Below are 21,645 nucleotides of genomic sequence, written 5' to 3'. Positions count from 1 at the left end.
GAAGGCCTCACGGTCACGGAAGTGAAGGGTTTTGGCCGCCAAAAAGGCCACACGGAGATCTATCGCGGCAGCGAATACACCGTTGATTTCCTCCCCAAAGTGAAAATCGAGATCGTTTTGGCCGAGTCCCTCATCGCCAAAGCCGTCGAAGCCATCATCAAGTCGGCTAAAACCGGCAAAATCGGCGACGGAAAGGTCTTTATCATCCCCGTGGAGGACGCCATCCGCATCCGGACGGAAGAAAAAGGCGAAAAAGCGATTTGATTTTCGTTTTCTGCTTGTGTGAAACTTTAGGAGGGTTGTACTAATCCTCCACCATGCAACAGACGCCGATAGAGGACCAACAGGAGCTTTGGCAGAAAGCCTGCGATGAGTTGCAAAAGCTCATCTCTCCCGACGCCTACAAGCGCTGGTTTTCCCTGGTCCGGCCCGTTTCATTTGAGTCGGGCCGCCTGATCCTCGGGGTCGATAATTCCATCTACCAGTTTTGGATCGAGGGCAATTATCTTCCCCAGTTGAAAGAATCACTCGCGCTTGCCTTCGGGCGGGACGTTGAAGTGATGTTCGAAGTGGGAAAGAACGGCGACGCGGCAACCGTCGCAACCGCGCAGGATGACACATCGGAAGAGCCAGCCGAAACCCGCAATGGACAGAAGCCCGTTTCCACCGACCTGATCCAGCGCTATGTGTTTGAAACATTTGTCGTCGGCGTCAACAACCAGTTCGCGCATGCGGCCGCCCAGGCGGTGGCGGAAGCGCCGGCCAAAATTTATAATCCCCTGTTCATTCACGGCGCCGTGGGTCTGGGCAAAACCCATCTCATGCATGCCATCGGCCATCGCATCCTGAAAAACAGGAAAAACGCCCGGATCATTTACGTCACCTCCGAGCAGTTTACGAACGAATTCATAACCGCCATCCAGCACGCCGAGCTGATCAAATTCCGCAAACGCTTCCGCCAGGCCGATGTCCTGCTCATCGATGACGTTCAATTTTTTGCCGGCAAGGAGCGCTCGCAGGAGGAATTTTTCCACACCTTCAACGCCTTGTTTGACGGGAATAAACAGATCATCCTGACCTCCGACAGCCCGCCCGTGGAGGTCAAAAACCTCGAGCAGAGGCTGGTCTCCCGCTTTGAGTGGGGACTCACCGCGGAGCTCCAACCTCCGGATATCGAGACGCGCCTTGCGATCTTGAAGGCAAAGGCCGCCAAGCTGGATGTCCGCCTGGGCGACGGAGTGCTGCTGTTTATTGCCGAGCGCGTAAAGGCCAACATACGCCGTCTGGAGGGCGCTTTGAACCGCGTGGCGGCTTGGGCAGCCCTCAACGATAAAAAGCTCACACAGACCCAGGTGGAAGAGCTGCTGAAGGATTTCATCCAACAGGAGGCCCGCAATGCCCTCACTATTGATACTATTCAAAGGAAGGTGGCGGAAAGCTTCGATATCCGGATGACCGATATGACCAGCAAGCGGCGCCCGAACAACATCGCAGTTCCCAGGATGGTGGCCATGTATTTGAGCCGCAAATTAACCCACAAATCCCTCCAGGAGATCGGTGAGGCCTTTGGCGGCCGGGACCACGGGACCGTGCTGCACGCCTGCAAGAAAATCGAAGCTGACATTGCGAAAAACAACGACCTGCGCCAGCAAATCCAATTCCTGTCACAAAAACTGGAGCTTACCAGTTAAAACCCTCCAATCCCCATGGAATTGAACCACATCCAATAATTTCCAAATAACATGCCAATAAAGTTCCAGGAAAATAAGAAAGTCGCATTTATCCTTTTCAACCGTCATGAATTCCCAGTCATTCACAGGATATTTTTACAATCAACTCCTTGATAGAAATTGACTTATGCAAGTTGAACTGGCTTATTAACACCCTTATTATTACTCTTTTTATTACAGTACATATAATCTATAAGACTCGGAACATTGTATGAAAATATCAATCCAGCGCGACCGGTTCCTTGAGGGACTACAAACCGTCCAAAGCGTCGTGAGCACACGTACCACGCTGCCCGTGCTCGGTAATGTCTTGATCAAGGCGGAAGATGGAATGATTTCACTTTCCACCACGGACCTTGACACCGGGATTCGCACCCGCGTGGAAGCGGTCGTTGAAAAGGCCGGCAGCATCACACTTCCAGCGCGGCGCCTGTTCAGCATCGTGCGCGAGTTGCCTGCATCTGAAATCAGCCTCGAAGTGGATTCCAAACTCCATGCCAGCATCCGTTCTGGAAACAGTTTTTTTAAAATCATGGGTTTGGCCGAGGAAGATTTTCCTCCCTTTCCAAAAACGGAAGGTGCCCATCTTTTCAAACTCGATCAAAGCGTTTTCAAGGACATGTTGAAAAAAACAGCGTATGCCATGTCAACGGACGAAAGCCGCTACGTGCTGAACGGCTCGCTCTTGAGTTTCAAGGAAAACAAGCTGACAGTTGTCGCCACCGATGGGAGAAGGCTGGCCTTGATCGACCACGAACTGGACTTCCCAAAAGCCAGTGAGATTGATATCATCCTGCCGACCAAAGCCGTCAATGAACTCCAGCGGATTCTGACAGACAAGGAAGAAGTGGTGATTTCCATCGCGGAAAACCAGATTTCGTTTACTGCGGGCAACACGTTCCTTGTCTCCAAATTGATCGAAGGCAATTATCCAAACTATCGCCAGGTCATTCCGAGCGAGACAAAAGAACGCATAACCGTCGAGCGCGAGCTGCTGCTGAACTCCGTGAAGCGCGTGGCGTTACTCTCCAGCGAGAAGTCAAACTCGGTCAAGTTGAGCTTTGGGAAAAACATCCTGGAAATCACGGCCAACACGCCGGACGTGGGCGAAGCCCGCGAGTCGCTGGCGGTAAATTACAAAGGCAAGGAATTCAGCATCGCCTTCAACCCGGAATACCTGGCGGATCCCCTGCGCAACCTGGACGTGCCTGAAATCTCATTCGACTTCACCGACGAACTCAGCCCCGGCGTCATCCGCTACAACAAGCCCTTCCTCTACGTCATCATGCCCATGCGCACGGCGTAAAGTCGTCTTGTCCAGGGTAGAGGCTGCCTCAATCCAGCAACCGCTTCCTCCGTGACGTGTTGCGCCGATGCCGTATAATGCAACCGGTGAAAATCCGAATGGCATTACCCAGATTTCTGCTCTTGGCAGCAAGCATTTGGGGGCTGGCGCATCCCGTTGTCGTGCGTGGGGAGGGCCCGGCGCCGTGGCAGGTCCCGGGAGCTGCAGTGCGATTTGTGGTCGATCTCGATAAACCGGAAAGCCCCGCCAAAGTTTCATGGGCTCGGTTTGGTTTGCCCGACGCGCATTGGACGGGTCTGCCGGTCAGAGCGTGCGATTCCGCCGGAAAAGAAATCGGTGTGCAGATCCTGTGGGCCGCGCCGGGTGAGCCGATGACAATCGCGTTTGATTCGTCTTCTGGCGCGAAGCGTTATTTCCTCTATTTTGCAGCGCCTGTTCCAGCGGCTGCGGCATCGGTCTCTAGCACAACGGTTGCCACAACAACCCCAACGGCGGCCTCCTGGAGTCCCGAAGCCGGGGTTCTGTACGAAACGAGGGCCTACGACGGGCGCCAAATCAATAAACTGGATGAAGTTCAAACAGCCTGGGAGAAAAGCGCAATAATGCTGGGACGTTCCCTTTTGCCGACAATTTTCGAAGGCGGTCACCGGTACGGGCCACAGCAAAGTCTGCTCGGTTATTATAAGGGATGGTTCGATGCCCCCGCAGCCGCAACGTATGAATTTGCCACGATCTCGACAGATGCCTCGTTTTTGCTGGTCGATGGAAAGCAGGTCACTTCATGGCCCGGCCGGCATCATTTCTGGCCGGGGCATCAGGGGAAATATCATGGAAGCATGGACCTTGCGGCAGGTCCGCATGTGCTGGAATATTACAACGCGTATTTCTATCGACCCGACGGGCGTACGCCGGTTTTGTGTTGCATCGCTGCGAAGGCCGGCAATGCGGGCTGGGCGATGTTGACGCCGGAAGCGAATTTTTTTCGTCCCATCAGCCGCGCGCATGTGGCTGGTTATGAAACCGCCCCGGAGGGGATGAGCCCGGCGGCGACTGGCAATACAAACCCTGCGCCAAAAGTGGGGTTCGATTGGAATGTCGTGGATCAAAGCGTTCCTGCGGCGGAAGGGCTCGATACGGGCCTGATTGCCATGCGATTTCGTTCCTACCGCACACGGCAGCAGTGGAAATGTGCCTGGTCGTTTGACGATGGAGCAAGCGGAGAAGGGGACAAGGTGGAGCATTTGTTTTTGCGGCCCGGCCTGCGGCAGGTCAAGTTGACGGTAAAGGATGCGAACGGCAGCGAGATCGGTTCGGTCACGGCGCCGGTCAGCGTGCATCCAAACTGGCAACAATTAACGCGGCGGCAGCCGGACTATAACCCGCTTGAACTGAATGCGAAACATCGCGACGCAGTCCTGGCCCGCGACCCGGCCACCATTTCAGCGCAAGACTGGGCGGCGGTGGTGTCCATGTTCTCGATCTTTGAGGATGCCGATGCGCTGGCGAAGATTGCCCCGTCTGTTGCTCAGAGAATGAAGGAATTTAGCGACGGAGGCTTGGGGGCGGTCCAGAAGGCGGCGGTTTTCCTCGCCGACATCAACGGGAAACATCCCGCTGAAGCCGAGAAACTTTTCACGGCCCTTGCCGATTTGACTTCCAAACCAGACGCCTCCCCCGCCGCCAAGATGATCGCCAATCAGGCGCGATTGGCCTTGGCGCAAATTAAATTGAAAACATCCGCCCAAACGGCGGAAGCGGCGAAATTGCTTGAGTCGCTCAACATTGCGGCGCTTTCGGCGGATGAGCATCGCACAGCTGATATTTTGCGCGGGGATCTGGCGCTGGCCAATGGGGATCTGGCGGGCGCGAAGAAACAATACCAGGCGTTGACCGGGGAACCGACGGACAGCGATGCGCGCAGTTCTGTAAGGCGCACCGCAAAAATTGACCAAGCCAATGTATTTCTGGATAAAAAGGATGCCGAATCCGCGGAGCAGTTGATCCGTGAAATTGAGTGGGCTGCCCCGATAGAAAAACTGGCTCCGGATTGCGCCCTTGTCCGGGCGAGGATTTATCAGGACAGCGGCCAGACCCAGGCGGCGCTGCTGTGGGTCCGGCGCGTCCTTCCGGCGATCACGGCAGCAACAGCCCGCAGTGAATTGCTCTTTCGCCTGGCCGATCTTTCCTTCACCCAGGGCGACAAGGACGGCGCCCGCAAGGCCTTGCAGGAATTGCTGGCCGGGCATCCCTACAGTGAGGCGGCTGCGAAAGCGAAGGCAAAATGGCCGGGGGAACCGGTCCAGGGAAAATAAACCCGGTTTTTTAATCGCAACTTTTTACGCTTGGGCGCAGTTTATAAGACATGCCTTCAATCTCGCGCATAGCGGTGCTGGCACTTGCGTGGACCTGCTCCTGCTCCGCATTTGCCGGGGAAAACGATTGGTTTGTGCCGCTGGGCAAACCGCCAGAAGCGCCGCCGAAACGCATTTCCGGGGGAGAAGCTTTCCCGCCCCTGCCGCTCCCGGCCACGCCATTGCGGCGCACCGAACGCAACCGCCAACCGACTCCTCCGTCGCTCTTTGGCAAGGTCATCTGGGGTGAGCAAGGCTCCTTTACCTCCGCGGATGGGACAAAGACGAATATATCAGACTGGAATTTGTGCCCTGACGATTTGAAGCAGCTCTTTGGAAAAATTCAGGCCAAGATGGGGCTGCAGTATGGCTGCGAAGAAGTGTCGCTCCCCTCGTTCAGCGGTGATCCGGACAAAATGCCCGTTTTGTTTTTCAGCGGCACTCGTTCGCTGAAGCTTGATGAAAAAAGCCTCGCAGCCCTGCGCGCCTATGTGCTGAAGGGGGGCATGATCGTATTCGATTCGGTGGCCGGTTCTCCTTACTTTTACAACTCGGTACACAGCCTCATGCAACAGGCCTTTCCCGAAGTCCGCTGGAGAACAATACCGGGCGACCATCCGATTTTTCACATGGTCAGCGATGTCAAAACCGTGCGCTATTCGGACACGGTCAAGGGCGACAAGCCTGCTTTTGAGGGCCTTTACATCGGATCGCGCATCGGCGTGCTGGTATCGAAGTACGGGCTCGGTTGCGGATGGGACAACCATCCGGTGCCGCTTTTGCCGCAGGCCGCCTATTACGATGTTGTTTCCGCGGAAAATGTGGGGTTGAACCTTGTGGCTTATGCAATCGGGTACCATCGGGTCGGGATTGATGAAGCCAAACCGGAATTGTTTGCGGGGATCGACGAAAAAACGCCGACAGACGAATTTGTTTTTGCGCAGATTGAGCATGACGGATCGTTCAACGTGCATCCGAACAATGCGCTGGCGCTTCTATCCAAACTGCGCGCAGGCACCTCATTGAAGGTGAATCTGAAACGCATCGTGGTGTCGCCCGGCAAGGATGATTTATCCAACATCTCATTTCTCTATTTGACCGGGCTGGATGATTTTCATTTCAATGACGCAGCTGTGGCCGCATTGAGAAGCTTCCTGCAACGCAACGGAACGCTTCTGATCAATAACGGGCTCGGACTTTCAACATTTGACGCCGCCGTGCGCCGCGAGATGGCAAAAATCCTTCCCGATTCCAAACTTGAGCCGATCCCGGCCTCGCACCCGGTCTTCAGCACCGTCGCGAAAGTGCAGGACGCCGCATATACTCCCGCGGTGGCGATGCGCTTCGGACAATCGCAAACTCCCAAGCTCGAAGGCATTGCGCTCAACGGCGATCTGCGTGTGATCTACAGTCCCATCGATTTAGAAGCGGGCTGGGTCGAGGACGAATATCCGATGGCGCTGGCGTACCGTTCGGAAACCGCCACGCCGTTGGGCATGGACATCCTGGTGTATGCCGCAACACATTGACTATGGCCGAGCAACTCATTATCCATCTGGCGCAAGGCCAGGACTCCGTGATGCCGCTGGATGGCAACCCGCTCGTGATCGGTTCCGATGCGGCATGCCATATCGTTCTGAGCGACCCGCAGGCGCTGCCGCAACACGCGCTGCTTGAAAAACACGCGCACGATTGGCTGGTTCGTTGCTATGACCAGAATGCGGCACTGTCATGCCAGGGCCGGAGCGTGGCCGAGTTGCAGCTTGCGGACGGCATGCGTTTTGCCATAGGCGAGGACGAATTTGAATTTCGCAGCGACTCGGCTTCCTCCAACAACAACGCCTCCATCGATGAGATTGACAACCCCGAGGAGGCGGTTTCGCACCTGCACAAAGCTGAAGCGCGCATCGCTGAACAACTTGCGCGGGTTGTTGTTGGACAATCGGCGGTCGTTAAACAAATCCTTGTCGCGCTGTTTGCGCGCGGGCATTGCCTCCTCGTCGGCACTCCCGGCCTGGCAAAGACGCTCATGGCGCGGTCGCTGGCCGGGACGCTTGAATTGCAATGCAATCGCATCCAATTCACCCCCGATTTGATGCCATCGGATATCACGGGCACCAATGTGCTGGAAGAGGATCCCGCAACATCGCGCCGCGAATTCCGGTTCAAGCACGGGCCGATTTTCACCAATTTGTTGCTTGCCGATGAAATCAACCGGACGCCGCCCAAGACGCAGGCCGCCCTGCTCGAAGCGATGCAGGAACGGCGGGTGACGATCTCAGGCCAGACCTACGAACTTCCCCAGCCGTTCTTTGTCATTGCCACGCAAAATCCGATCGAGCAGGAGGGCACTTACCCGCTGCCCGAGGCGCAACTCGACCGATTCATGTTCAGCGTGAAGGTTGGCTTTCCCTCTGCTGAAGAGGAAGAGCAGATCATCATGGAGACGACGCGCGACGCGGTGCGGGAAGTGGAATGCGTTCTTGAGGGCGCCGCGTTGATGTCCTTTCAGCATTTGGTGCGCAGGACGCCCGTAAGCCGCCATGTGGGAGCGTATGCAACACGATTGGTGAGGGCCACGCGTCCGGATGCGCCCGATGCGCCGGAGTTTGTTTCCCGCTGGGTGCGCTGGGGAGCGGGTCCGAGGGCGGGCCAATATTTGATCCTTGCCGCGAAATCACACGCATTGTTGGGCGGCCGGTTGAACGTTTCGTGCGAGGATGTGCGCGAATACGCGCTGCCGGTTCTTCGCCATCGCGTGCTCTGCAATTTTGCCGCCAGCAGTGAGGGTGTTGACTCGGATGAAATCGTGCGGCGAATCCTCGAAACCGTTCCGGAACCGGATTACGCGGCGTGAGGCCGCAGCAAAGGGGAATATCGCATGTCCTCGGCGCGTAATTTCAAATACCTGCCGCCCCGTGTTGCAGACCAGATTCGCGGGTTGGGACTGTCCTCGCGGCGGCCCATGCATGGGACAATCCAGGGATTGCATCGTTCCCCCAATTTTGGCGCCTCGGTCGAATTCGCCGAGTACCGCGATTATGCCCCCGGCGACCCTCCGAATCTGATCGACTGGCCGGTCTATGCCAGGACGGACCGCTACATGATCCGCCGTTTTCAGGACGAAACAAATCTTCGCGCCTGCGTGCTGGTTGACGCTTCGGCGAGCCTGGATTTCAAGCAGGCCGGGCCCAATACGAAATTTGAATACGCGTGTTCGTTGGCTGCGGGGTTTTTGTACCTGCTTGTTTGCCAGGGCGACAGCGCCTCACTCTCGTTTTTTACCCATGGCATGACGAAACGATTCGAGCCGGTGGCGAGCGTGGAAACGCTGAGCCCGGTACTGCTTGAAATGGAAAACATCCGGGCTGAAGGGGCGGGAGATATCGAAAAGTCGTTGCATGAAGCCGCGGAGATGCTGAAGCAGAGGCATCTGGTCATTTTGATTTCCGATTTGCTCCAGCCGGCCGGGCAGGTTGCGCGCGGTATCCAGCATCTCCAGCACAGCCGACATGAGGTGGCCGTGCTTCACATCCTGGACGGCGCGGAAATTGCGCTGCCCCTGCATGGGCTGGTGGAGTTGCGCGACATGGAAAGCGGCGAAAAATTATTGATCGAAGCCGATGAAATTCGAGCGGAGTATTCCCGCTCGGTGCAAGGCTACATCGGGGAAATCAGCCGCCTGTGCGTGGGCTGTGGCGCCGCATATTATACGGTTGATACGCGCACGCCCATGCTGGAGGCGCTCGCCAAACGCGCGGGACAATGAAAAAAAGCGGCTGTTGACCTTGTATGCCTCTTCTACTTTCACATCCGGCAGTGGCATGGTTTTTAGGGGCGGTTTCGCTGCCGGTTTTGTTCCACATGTTTTTCAGGTTGCGAAGGCAGGTGCGTGAATTTCCGTCACTCATGTTTTTCCAGCGGATTGATCCGCGTCTCAGCGCAAAGCGAAAGATCCATGAATGGTTGATTTTATTTTTGCGCTGCCTGTTCATTGCGTTGGTGGTGCTTGCCCTGACACGGCCCAAGTTTGAATTTGGCTCCGGTGGGGCGGTAGCGCGGCTCGTATTGATAGACAATTCGGCGTCGATGGCAGGGCCGTCGCGCGAGGGCGCCTCCAAGCTGGCGCTGGCATTGCGCGCAGCGGAAAAATTGCGGGCATCGGCAAAACCCGGAGACGCAACGGCGATGCGGTTGATGATCCCCGATCCCATGGCATCGTTGCCGGGTGACTTTAATCCGGATCCGGCCGCGCTACGCGATGTGCTCCGCAAGATCACGCCGAGCGACGGCGCCGCGAACGTGCCCAAGGCGATTCGCCTGGCGCTGGCCGAACTCGATGCGGCCAAACAGCCGGTGCATGAATTGCACATACTCACAGACCTCCAAAAAAACCATTGGAGCCGTGGTGAATTGGAAGCGCAAGCGGGACGGGATCTGCGCATTGTGGTCCACCGTATCGACTCGCTTCGGCCCACCGGCGGCTGGGTGTCGCTGGCGGTGCTGGAAACCCAGAACCGCTCGTTGCCGGCCGGCCGTGTGGTTTCGGTGCGTGTGACGCTTCGCAATAACGGCCCTGCAGGCGCGCTCATCCGCTTGAATACGACGGACGACACGGGTAAGAACGCATCGCGGAATATATCCGTGCCTGCCGGGGAAGCGGTTCCGTTAACGTTGACGTTTTCATTTGCGACTGCAGGGATTCATTGGGCGCGGGCGTGGCTCGAAGGCGACGCAGCCCCGGGGGCGGATCGCATCGAACTTGGGTTTTGGTGCTCGGATTCGCGCAAAGCTCTCTTCGTGGGGAACAAGGAAAAGTTTGCGGCGTTGCCATATGCCGTCGCGCCGGGAGGGAATGCCGATTTGTCAGGCATCGATGCGGTGGCGGTGGAACCGGGGAAATTATCGCCGGAATTGTTTGCAAATCCCCCGCCACTGGCGGTGGCATTGGCGTGGGAGGATTGGCCTCAGGACGCCGCGATGGCGAAGGCCCTGGAAAATTACGTGAGATCGGGCGGAATGTTGTTTTTGGTTCCTGCGCCTGATACTGGAGTGTCCATCGGGCAATCACCCGCTCCGTGGCTTGACGCATCCGCTCAGGTACTGCATGAGGCCAAAGAACCTGAGCCGGTCATGGCTTTGCAAACGGGTGACTCGATCTGGCGCAACCTGCGCGATTCGGACGGAAAATTGAATTTGGGCGCGCTGCGGGCCATGCATTACAGGCCGCTGAAAATCGGCAAAGAGTGGCAGCCCCTGTTGCTGGCATCGAACGGTCCGGTCTTGCTGGCGCGTCGGCCGCTCGGCCTGGGCATGATTTTTGCCAGCGGTGTGGCATTTACTCCAAAGTGGTCGTCACTGCCGCTCAAACCCGGCTTCGTGGTTTTGATTCAGAATGCTTTTTTTGGGGAGCAGGCTGAGGCGATCCCGCTGCAGTCCATCCATGCGGGGGAGGATTTGCGCTTTGACGATGCGAAGATGAAGGCTGTGGTGCGTTCGCTCGCGGGCAATGCGGTCGATTGGCGTGGAACGCCGCAGGAATTTCAGGGACTGCCCCGCGCCGGGATCGTGGAAGTGAGCCAGAACAACAAAACCATGTGGGCGGCGGTGAGCGCCTCGGCGGAAGAGGCGGTGCAGGAATTTTTTGGAAAAGGGAATGTTCCACTTTTGAAAAACACAAGGCATGAAGTGGTTGATTTGACCGGCGAAGGCGGATTGGCTCTTAATCCATTGGCAGAAAAAGGAAACAGTTTTCTCTATGGAATGCTGCTTGCGGCGGCGCTTCTGGTGCTTGCGGTGGAAACGGTCCTTGCGAACACGAGAGGCGGTTTTTTGGGACGAAAATTAATGGAATCCCTCAAACTGCCTGTGCGGGCAAAGCCTGGAAATAAGGCGGAAGCGGTGCTGCGGCCATGAATGCGCTCGAATGGAATCCATCATTGGGGCCGCTTGTCTTTTCGGCGCTTGTTCTTGGGACCGGAGCGCTCTTTTATTTTTTATTCGGAAAATTGGCATCCACACATGGCGTGCGCCAGGCGTGGATGCTCCTGCTGCCGAAGATAACCCTGGCCGCGTTGCTGCTTCTCGCATTGCTCGACCCCGCCTGGAAATCGCGGGAGGCAAACGGAACTCCGTTGAAAGTAATCGTGCTGCGGGATGTTTCAACCTCGATGGATCTGAAAGATGACGGTTCGACATCCAGAGCGGACCGGGCGGGAAAACTGATCCGCCAGATCGAATCGTCCGCGCCGGGGCATGCTCATTTTCAAGTGCTGCCATTTGATACGGTTGTCCACGATGCGGGCCATGAACCGAAGGCCGGACAGACAAGTGGAACGGATTTGGCAGCGGCAGTTGCCGCGCTTGATGATCAAGGAGCTTTTACGGGGGACGATGCCGCCATTCTTGTGACCGATGGCGGGGATGAAACGGTTGAAATTCCGAATTTGCCATCGATACCGCTGGCGGTTGTGGGCGTGGGCACCCCAGCCGATGCCTGGAACGATTTGGGCCTGGATGCGGTTAATGCGCCGACATCGATTGAAGAGGGAGCCGGGTTCGATATTGAGGCGGAGATCGTGGCGCGGCAGGGGACGCTGGCCCGTTCGCGCGAGGCGCTGGGCGCGTTGAAAGTTTCACTCGACGAATGGCGGGATAAAAAATGGGCCGAGGCGCAATCGAAAACCGTCGATGCGCGGTCCTTGCATGCGACAGCGGCGTTTCATGTAAAAGCAAGCGGTTCGGGGACGCAACGGTATCGCGTTCGGTTGCCGGAATTGCCGGGTGAGCTGACGCTGGACAACAATACGCGCACGCTTGCGGTGCAGGTGTTGAAACGCTCGTTGCATGTGCTGTATTTCACGCAGGAACTGGGCGCGGATTATAAATATTTGCGGGCGGAATTGGGGGCCGACCCGGGGATCATTTTTACGGCGATGTACCGTGTGTCGGGTGATCGTTTTACCGTGCAGGGCGACCGCAGCGGTTTTGAGGATTTGGAAGGCGGATTTCCCGTGAATGAAGCGGTATTGAAGCGGTATGACTGCATCATTCTCGGTTCGTTTCCGGCAAGCCTTCTGGGAGACCCGCAAATCCAGGCGCTTGTCCGCTATGTGGAAACCGGCGGCGCCTTGGTGTTGCTGGGCGGCGACGCCTCGTTTGGATGCGGCGGTTATGCCGAAAGCAGGCTGGCCCCGTTGATTCCGTGGTCGGTCGTGAAAAACGAACCTGAACTGACGACCGGCAATTTTCCGGTCTCTCTGGCAGCGTCGAGTTCCGCCGTGGGCTTTGCGGCAGGCTTGCGAGAGGCGTTGGCGCTTGCGGGTGGCGGTTCGTTTGATAGTGTGAATCAACCGGGCGCTTTGCGTCCCGGCGCGGTGAGCGTGCTTGAGGCGCAGGTTGGAAATCGTTCGCAATCGGCCGTGGCGCTTGAACGCTACGGCAAGGGGCAGGTGCTTGGAATTGCGACCAACACGCTCTGGCGCTGGGCGGCGGGGGGACAGGGGTTGAAATCCTTTTACGGGAAATTCTGGCGGCAGTCGTTGCGCGGCGTGACGCAAAAATTGGAGGGAGGCACGCTGCTGGGCATCCGATGGAATCGCGAACACTATCGCCCAGGCGAAGCTGCAAACGTGGAGGTTCGCCTCCAGGGCGCGTCCGATTCCGGCGCGGTAAGGCTGGCCGGATCGGTTGAAGGACCGGATGGAAACCGCGAGGTGGCGTTTGCGCCCGTGGCCGGGCAGGCGGGGTTCTACACTGCAAAGCCGGTGTTTGCGCAACGCGGAGGGTACACGTTCCGCATCGCTGCGTATGCCGGCGGGCAGGTCGTGGAAAATTATGAGCGGTTCCTGGATGTGTCGCCCCTGGTTGAGGAAGGGGCCAATCCGGAGCTGAAGGAAGCGTATTTGCGCGATTTGGCCAAACGCGCGCACGGCATTTATGCATCGGAAAATGAAACAGCCCAGGTGGCCGTATTTTTGAAGGAAAAAATGGCGTTGCACGAGCCGGCGCAGGCATTTGCGCTGGCGGATGTTTGGAACGTGTTTTTGATTTTGGTGTTGGTTATACTTGTTGCCGAATGGTTGCTGCGCCGGCGGCTGAATTTGATATGAAAGCGATCCGGAATATTTTCAGTATAATGTTGTGCGCCCTGCCTTGGATGGCCGCTCCAGTCCACGCCGACGGCATTCCCGGCAAAGTCGAGTGGTCGGACGGACGAAAAATCACCGGGCCGATTTCACTGACACCGGGAAAGGATATCCGATTATTTGAAGGCACGGCACAGGTCTCACTGCGGTTGGCAGATATTCGATTGATAGAAATGATCCCCGAAAAAGAGGAGATGCGCGAGGGTTTTGCGTTTATCGAGCCAGGCCAGGCGCGGACGGAAAAAACCGGCGAGGTTTATCCGGTGCGGTATTTGCACGCGAAGATCGCGCTGCGCGATGGCAAGGTGCTCGAAGGGCATCTTTACACGACCGTGCTCTATGTTGAGACCGGCGATACAGCGGAGAAGGTGGTCTTGCTGGCAAAGCAAACCGGCAAGGAGGGCCAGAAGATCGAGGACGTGCCGTATCCAGCATCGATTCGCTTTGACAGCGCCAGTTCAGCGGCTTCCTCACAAATGGATCTGGCCCAGGCCGGGTTGGCGGGAGTGAGCCGCATCGTCGTGGTTTCAAAGCCCGATTTGACGTTGCTCGATGCAGTGGCATCCGGCGGGGGCGCGATGTCCTGGACGATTCCATTCGGCGAGCCCTCGCGGATTCTCTTTGCCGTGGAAAGCCCGGATGGGATTCATGTGGCGTGGCCGGTTTCGCTTGAAGCGGCTTCGGCGGAGGCGTCACGCGCTGTGGAGGCGTCGCTGGTTGCGATGCGCGATTTCTACGACGTAAAAAAACTCATCGGCTGCTTTTATGAAGCGGACAAGGAGGATGTGTATGCGCTCGTGATGCTGTCGCGCGCGGCGCAGACGCACAGTTTTGAAAAAGGCAAGGAGCCCTGGACGCTGGCGGTGTTGCGCTGGAAATACGATGCCGACGAAAAGAAGACCACACTGCTGAACCGGATGGCAATTTCAACAGGCCGGTCTGCGGGGGACGTGAAGCCGCCTGTTGTTTTCAAAGATGAAAAGTTGCTGTTCCTGATAACCCCTGCAAAGGAGAGGACGCCATGACCAGGGAAAAACAAACCGCAACGAACGGCGCTTTGCAACGAATGGCGCAAACACTGCGTTGGTCGGGCATTGTGCAGGGAGGAGTATGGTGGGGCGCTTTGTCCACCGGAGCGCTGCTGGTTTTGGTGGTTGCCGATAATTTATTGCATTTGCCGATGGCGATGCGATTGCCGATGGCGGTGGTTTTATGCGGTTTTGTACTGGCCGGATTTTACCGGAAGGTGCTGCTGCCCCTGGCCTGTCCTCTTTCGTTGGAGCGCGCCGCCCGGGTGCTTGAAATCCGCAATGGAGTCGCAGGCAACGTGCTCATCAATGCCTGCCAGTTTGAAAACACGAAGCTTGATGGCGAGTCGCGCAAGTTTGTGCAACCCGTACTTGGGAAGTCGAAATCGGTGCTGAATGAAATCCGTCCGCAGACACTGTGGTGGACCCCGCCATTCAAAAAATGGCTGGTTACGCTGGCCGTTCTGGCTGTGGCATGGACAATCGGCGTGGCGTTATTTCCGCGCCTGATGGGCACGGCTGTCGAACGAATTTTTCTCCCGCTGGCCGATGTACCGCCTGCGGGGGACTGGATCGTGGAGGTGTCGCCTGCCGGGCGAGTAACGTTGGTTGAAGGCGATCCGCTTGAGGTACGCGTGACGGTGCGTTCCCAGTCCGGATCTGGAACTGCGAACCAAATTCCGGCGCCCCTGCTTGTTTGGAAGGAAGGAGCCGGAGGATTGGAACCGTCGCAGGACGCGGGAGAGCGGGCGCCGATGTTAGCGGGGAAAAAGGCGGGCGAATTTGTTTTCACATTCAACTCGGCCGCGAGGGCGTTCAGTTTTCGTGTGCATGCGGGCGATTCGTGGAGCCCGGCGACAGAGGTGGCGGTGTCGGCGCTGCCGAGAGTGAAGAGCTCGGTTTTTGAAGTCAAGGCCCCGGCCTACACGGGATTGAAGCCATACCAACAGCCCGGCCCCCCGATGGCGCTGGCGGTCCCTGTTGGCTCGACAGTGCGCGCCGCGTTTGACCTGTCGCCGGAAGCGGCGCAGGTATTCTGGAACGAGCAGGGCGAAAAAAAGGCGTTGCAGCGGGCGGATCAGCATTGGAACTCAACTTTGCTGGTGGACAAGGCGCGGCAATACGAAATCGCAGCGTCGCCATCGAAGCGGACGCCGGCGCATGTGTTGTGCGCGGGCGAAATCGCCGCGGTGCCGGACCGCCCGCCGGAAGTTGATTTTGTGACGGATGACAGGAACAGGCTGGCGAATCCCGGTGGAACGCTGCCGGTGGTGATTCGTGCAACGGACGACTATGGCGTGGCATCGATCTCACTAAGCATTGCCAACAGCGATGATCCGAAGACATTGCGCGCGCTTAAAACGTGGACATTGATGGGGCCGCCGGGACAAAAAGAACCGGCTCCGGAGCCGTACTCCATCGCGCTGGATCCGGCGGTGTTCACACCCGGCTCGTCGTTTTTGGTGACCGCGCAAGCTTCTGATTTCAGCCCGGAGAAGCAGCATGCGGTGTCGCGCCCCATTCTGGTGCGGATCAACGGACTCAAGGACATGTCGGTCCCGGCGGGCGACGCATTGGAAAAATTATTCGCGCTGATCAAGAACGCAATCTCCGAACAAACTCACGCCAATGGATTGTCAGACAACCTTGCGTTGCATTTACAGGAGGCGCTTGCCGCAAAGGATTTGCCGCAACACCGTGACGTCATGTCCGCATCGCAAAAAGCGTCGCAGGCAATAGGCTTCAACGCAATCGACGAAGCCGGAAGGCATGCCGAAGCGAAAGCATTCCAGTCGCGCCTGCAATTGCTTGTGCGGGGTGAAATGACGCTTGCTCTCGGCCAGATCGATAAAATTCCAAGGACGCCCGCGGATCATTTGAAAGACCATCTTGCCTCGCTGCAAAGGCGGCAGGGTTATATTTTGAATGAATTGATTTCGATGCTCGGCCAGATGGCGGACGAGCGCCAGGACGCGGCGGCTCGCGCGAAAGCGGCGAAGAACGGCGATGCCACACCGCCCGTGACGGCTGAAAAGGCGCTGGCCGAGCTGCAGGACGACTTGAAGAAGTTCCTAAGCGAACAGAAGCGGATTATCGACGTGTCAAAATCATTGAAGGAATTGCGTCCCGAGGATTTGACGTCGGAGCAGGAGGCGTTGCTCGGCGAACTTGCCCGGGAGGAGGCGAAGAATGCGGCCTATTTCCAGGAAAAGCTGGCCGACCTGAGCAAGTTGCCATTGCAGGATTTTGCCGACGGCAAGGTGGTTTCCGAGGTGAATTCGGTTTTCCAGGAAGTGCAGGCGGCGGCGGCGGCGTTGTATGAAAAAAAGGTGGAGATTGCAGTGCCGCGCGAGGAAGCGGGGCTGGAACTGGCCAATGAGCTGGAGCAAAACCTGGAACGCTGGCTTCCGAATACGCCGGACAATATCAAATGGGAAATGGAAGAGGGTGCGACACAAGCCGATGCGCCGATGGCCGAGTTGCCGAAACAATTGGAGGATATTGTGGGCGACCTGCTCGACAAGGAGGAAAACATGGGTGACGACGTCGAGGATGTGTCCAGTTCCTTCATGGATTCGATCGACAAGGGCGCAGGCTGGGGCGCGGGCGACGGGCCTATTTCCAACATGAGCGCGCGGGGTGTGACGGGAAATCAGTTGCCGAATAATAACGAAGTTGGGGGCCGTTCCGGAGAGGGACGCAACGGGAAGAGCAGCGGCCAGATGGTCCAGGACAGCGCCGAGGGCAAGGGAGGCCGCGAAACGCCGACGCGGTTGTCGCAAACACCGTTTGAGGCGGGCAGTGTGAATGACAAGTCAAAAGACAACAAGGGAGGGGCGACCGGAGGCGGAAAACTTTCGGGATCGGGCGAGGAAGGGTTGCGCGGGCCGTTGCCGCCGCCGGCATTGCAGAAGATGCAACGGTTGGCCGGACAACAGGTGAAATTGCGGCAGCAGGCCGAAGCGCTTGCGGTCCAATTGCGCAAGCAGCGCCGCCCGACGGGTGATCTGGAAACGGCGGTCAGCGCAATGAAACAATTTGAGGCCGCGGCCAGGACCCAAAATGGCATCAGCCTTTATCAAGGATACCACCAGGCGCTCGACGCCCTGTCCTCGGCGCGCACGGCATACCGTGGCAGCCGCGTCAGCCGGGTTGAATCCAATTCGCTGGGCAACACGGAGCAAAAGGATGTTTCCGATACACAGGCCGAAGGGATACCCGCCGGGTATGAGGAAATGACCGGAGCTTATTTTCGTTCGTTGAATGAATCCAACACGGGAAATGGAAAATGATGAAAACCAAAAACGCAGACGAAAATTGCAAGGCGGAAAACAAGGGGGCGGGGGCGGGCCGGACTGATTTTCGAATCCGATTTTGTATTTGCATGTTGCCCGTCTTTTTCATGTTAGGCGTTGCCATGTCCGCCGCGATGGGGCAATCGCTCCTGCCTAACGGCGATTTCACGCAGGCCGATCCGGCCAATCCGCGGAAACCGGCGCATTGGGATTTGCCTGACGGGCTTGGAGTGCAATGGACGACGGCCCCGGATGCGCCAGGCGGCCCGCAGCATGGGATGGCGATCCGCATGGACACCTCGATTTCGGAAGAAGCGATGGTGGCCAGTTACACGAAGGCGGGGCTGGCCCAGTGGGTTTTCCCGCACCCGAAAGGCAACGCGATTGCGGAGACATACGGACTCTCGCTTTATTCGGACGCGGTTCCGATTGAGCCGGGGAAAGCGTATAAGGTATCGTTTGATTTCATGTCAGAGAAAGGGACGGCGGGAAAGCTGTGGTTTCGGGCGTATGGAGATCTTGGCGGCAGGCAGAAGCGGCTGTATGAGGGGGTGATTGACTGCAACAGCAAGGGTGAATGGAAGGAATTTTCGGGCATTTTTCATCCCACCAAACACCGTCCTACCGTGACAGAGTTCAAGGTGATGCTGTTTGTCTATTATCCGCCCGGAGTCAGTTGGTTCGATCATGTGCGGGTGGAAGCGATTGACGAAACTTCTGCGGAAGGCGCGGGCAACCCACCTGTGGTAAAGCCATGACCCAGTGAAGATATTTGTGCCGGAAATCTCGTTCGACTTCAGCGACGAACTCAGCCCCGGCGTCATTCGCTACAACAAGCCCTTCCTCTGCGTCAGGCGAAGTTGGCGTTGCCCTTGGCGCCCGAAAAACCGTCAGCGATGCCACTGGTACCACCACATATAGTTACACCACAGTCCTCCTACCGGATAAGGAAACCTTGGATGGCACTTTCTACAACAACCGCATCCTAAGTAGGAAGTATCAGGGATCAGGGAGCAATTTGGTCCCGGGCCGCAGCGCCGGCTTTAAGGTGGGTACGGTAATTTCGCAGTACGATTACACCGTGAACCGCCTCGGCCAACGCAGCAGTCGTGCTCAGCAAGGCACGGCCTTTGCAGCAAGCTCCACCGACACCTTTGCCTACAACACTGTCGGCGAACTCACCGGCTCTGACAATGATACGAACAATACGTTAGACAGGACCTATGCGTATGATCCGATTGGGAATAGGACATCAGCCACTGCTAACACAGTGACCACGAGTTACACGGTTAACTCGCTAAACCAGTACACGGCTATCAGCAGTCAGCCGTCGGCTCTCAGCTACGACGACGACGGAAACATGACGCAGTACGCGAGGCCCTCTGACGGCAAGATCATGAATCTCACTTGGGATGCGGAAAACCGCCTCCTGTCGATTGAACCTGCCGTGCCGCAAAGCGGCGATAAGAAGATCGAAAACATTTATGACGGTCAAAGCCGGAGAGTCAGGAAAACAGTCTCCACCTACAACGGCTCCTGGTCTGTCACGAAGGACGAGAAATTCCTTTACGATGCGTGGAACCTAACAGCAATTTATAATGCCAACACAAACCAACGGGTGGAAACATTCACTCGGGGTCAAGATTTGGCTGGCAGTCTGCTGTCTTCTACTTCCTACCTTCCAACTTCGATTTCTTACGCCTACACGCACGATGTCAATGGGAACGTCTCAGAATTGGTGGACGGCTCCGATTCTGTTGTGGCCCATTACGAATATGACCCATTTGGAAATGCCACCACGTCCAGCGGTTCCTATGCTGAAACGAATGTTTTCCGCTTTTCGACCAAGTTCACCGACATAGAGAGCGGCTTCTTATATTACGGCTATCGGTTCTATTCGCCGGAGTTGGGACGGTGGCCAAACAGGGATTCGATGGAGGAACAGGGTGGAGCAAATTTGTATGGATTTGTTAGTAATGATCCCGTTAACAGAGTGGACTATTATGGATTGTGGGGAACAGAACTTGACGCAAAAGTGCGCAATCACGCTCTTTTCTGGGCAAGGCCTTCTACAATTCTGGGCGCATTTTCCTTAATAGGGAATAACGCGCCTCCATTGACAATTGAATCCAAAGAGGTCAAGGTCGATAGCACTAATTCCGGGATTTCTAAATTCCTGGATAAAAAGGCGATGGAATTATGCCCATGCAAACAAGAAGTAAAAGTTAAAGACGAGGTTGATGGCGTGCTGACGCAGCACCTTACACTTGGCAGGATCAATGTGAAACTTGAGGGGGTAATAAAAAATACAGAACAGTCCGGAAATAAAATTAGATGGAAATATGATGGAACCACTGAACCCTTGACGGACAACTTTGATTTTAATGCCGACCCAAGTAGAGGCGAGGAAATTGAAGCGCTGGTGAGCACAGCTCGTGCTGCCCAGACTGCCGGGCTTATAGCGAGGTTTGACATTAACTTTACAGGACCGGTTAAAGACAACAAAGCTGAAGGCTATGTTGTGTGTAACCATTAGGGTGGATTGTAGTTTATGAACATAATAAAAAGATTTAACAGGCTTTCGTTTTATATAAGTCTATTGTTTTCTTTGTGCTTATTTTCTATAAGCGCATATTATATTGCCATATACTATCATATGACAAAATTTATGTTATTAGATGATCCGATAGCATCGCAGAAGGATGGCATTAATTACAGCCATTCACTTTACGGGTCATTGTTCTTTTTGTTGTTCTCTTTGCTGCTGCATTTGTTTTGTTCAAATAAAAGGATTACCTTTGCTGTGATATTATTCATGTCCGTCCCATTTTATTTTGTCGCTAGTATTCCTGCATACTGTATCGACTACTCTACCGAGATTATTTCACTAAAGCGTCCGTTAAGTTCCAATGAAATAAACGAGTTAAGGATGAGGTCTTTGGGACGTACTATGAATCCTTGCCTCGATGTTCCAGAGGATGAGAGCTTGAAAGCCAGAATTCCCCGTGGAGAGAAAGGTAGAAAAATAAAGGACTATTTCAGCTCAATAGGAATTTTGGATGAAAATACACAAGCCAAACAACACCAATGAGTAGCACCATCTTGCAGTGGGCGACGGCAAGATCATGAACCTAACCTGGGACGCGGAAAACAGGCTCATCGTGATAGAACCCGCTGTTCCTGTCAGTGGGGATAAAAAGGTTGAAAATGTGTATGACGGGCAGTCACGCCGTGTGCGTAAGACGGTATCAACCTATAATGGTGGCTGGTCCGTGACCAAGGACGAGAAGTTTTTATACGACAATTGGAATCTCGCAGTCACCTTCAATGTTCTGAATTCATCCTTCGTTCGTTTGGACACGTTTACCTGGGGATTGGATTTGAGCGGCAGCCTGCAAGGCGCCGGCGGAGTCGGAGGTCTCCTCTCCTCAGTCAGCATTCCGACTTCAGCATTCAGCAATTTTAGCTATGATGCAAATGGCAACGTGAGCGAAGTTTTGGACAACTCCGGCTCTGTCGTTGCCCATTATGAATATGATCCCTTCGGTAACACAAACGTGGCAACGGGTGGCTATCGGCGGATAACGGCGTTGCTGCGGCGTGATGGTTGGAAAATCAATGCCAAGCGCGTGCAGCGGGTGCGGCGTCAGGAAGGATTGAAAGTGAGCAAGAGACAAAGGAAGATGCGGCGTGTGGGACAAAGCACGGCGTTACGCCTACAAGCCATGAGAGCCAACCATGTCTGGAGTTGGGATTTTGTGGAGGACCAGACGGAAGCGGGCAGCAA

At 56.0% G+C, this 21,645-nt stretch carries 14 protein-coding genes; all 14 read left to right on the top strand.

What is annotated here, in order from left to right; all coding sequences use genetic code 11:
* Positions 1-264: P-II family nitrogen regulator (locus tag PHD76_13345; protein ID MDD5262825.1), on the top strand; the 264-nt coding region annotated here is incomplete at its 5' end.
* Positions 265-317: 53 nt separating this feature from the next.
* Positions 318-1,691: a chromosomal replication initiator protein DnaA gene (gene dnaA / locus PHD76_13340; protein ID MDD5262824.1), complete on the top strand. Its 1,374-nt coding sequence runs from the start codon at positions 318-320 to the stop codon at positions 1,689-1,691.
* Positions 1,692-1,941: 250 nt separating this feature from the next.
* Positions 1,942-3,036 carry a DNA polymerase III subunit beta gene (dnaN, locus tag PHD76_13335; GenBank protein MDD5262823.1) on the top strand — a complete coding sequence of 365 codons (1,095 nt, stop codon included), beginning with the start codon at positions 1,942-1,944 and terminating at the stop codon, positions 3,034-3,036.
* Positions 3,037-3,158: 122 nt separating this feature from the next.
* A complete protein-coding gene (locus PHD76_13330) occupies positions 3,159-5,348 on the top strand; it encodes a PKD domain-containing protein (protein ID MDD5262822.1) in 2,190 nt (729 codons plus the stop codon).
* A gap of 50 nt (positions 5,349-5,398) precedes the next feature.
* Positions 5,399-6,916: a DUF4159 domain-containing protein gene (locus tag PHD76_13325; protein MDD5262821.1), complete on the top strand. Its 1,518-nt coding sequence runs from the start codon at positions 5,399-5,401 to the stop codon at positions 6,914-6,916.
* Positions 6,917-6,918: 2 nt separating this feature from the next.
* Positions 6,919-8,244 carry an AAA family ATPase gene (locus PHD76_13320; protein ID MDD5262820.1) on the top strand — a complete coding sequence of 442 codons (1,326 nt, stop codon included), beginning with the start codon at positions 6,919-6,921 and terminating at the stop codon, positions 8,242-8,244.
* A 24-nt stretch (positions 8,245-8,268) separates the two neighbouring features.
* On the top strand, positions 8,269-9,156 hold the full coding sequence (locus PHD76_13315; GenBank protein MDD5262819.1) for a DUF58 domain-containing protein: 888 nt from the start codon (positions 8,269-8,271) through the stop codon (positions 9,154-9,156).
* 23 nt (positions 9,157-9,179) lie between these two features.
* Positions 9,180-11,303, top strand: a complete 2,124-nt coding sequence (locus PHD76_13310) for a BatA and WFA domain-containing protein (protein ID MDD5262818.1) — start codon at positions 9,180-9,182, stop codon at positions 11,301-11,303.
* On the top strand, positions 11,300-13,498 hold the full coding sequence (locus PHD76_13305; GenBank protein MDD5262817.1) for a hypothetical protein: 2,199 nt from the start codon (positions 11,300-11,302) through the stop codon (positions 13,496-13,498). The genes PHD76_13310 and PHD76_13305 overlap by 4 nt, the downstream gene beginning before the upstream one ends.
* A complete protein-coding gene (locus PHD76_13300; protein MDD5262816.1) occupies positions 13,495-14,559 on the top strand; it encodes a hypothetical protein in 1,065 nt (354 codons plus the stop codon). The genes PHD76_13305 and PHD76_13300 overlap by 4 nt, the downstream gene beginning before the upstream one ends.
* Entirely contained in the window at positions 14,556-17,855 is a 3,300-nt protein-coding gene (locus PHD76_13295) for a hypothetical protein (GenBank protein MDD5262815.1), read from the top strand. The genes PHD76_13300 and PHD76_13295 overlap by 4 nt, the downstream gene beginning before the upstream one ends.
* Positions 17,852-18,616, top strand: a complete 765-nt coding sequence (locus tag PHD76_13290; GenBank protein MDD5262814.1) for a hypothetical protein — start codon at positions 17,852-17,854, stop codon at positions 18,614-18,616. Before PHD76_13295 ends, PHD76_13290 begins: the two co-directional genes overlap by 4 nt.
* Before the next feature lie 323 nt (positions 18,617-18,939).
* Positions 18,940-20,394, top strand: a complete 1,455-nt coding sequence (locus PHD76_13285; protein MDD5262813.1) for an RHS repeat-associated core domain-containing protein — start codon at positions 18,940-18,942, stop codon at positions 20,392-20,394.
* A gap of 571 nt (positions 20,395-20,965) precedes the next feature.
* Positions 20,966-21,645 (top strand): IS3 family transposase (locus PHD76_13280; GenBank protein MDD5262812.1); only part of this gene is annotated, 680 nt, incomplete at its 3' end.

The sequence above is a fragment of the Candidatus Methylacidiphilales bacterium genome, from assembly GCA_028713655.1.
Lineage (GTDB): Bacteria > Verrucomicrobiota > Verrucomicrobiia > Methylacidiphilales > JAAUTS01 > JAQTNW01.
The sequence above is the reverse complement of the archived record's forward strand: the minus strand, read 5'-3'. Positions and strand labels throughout refer to the sequence as shown.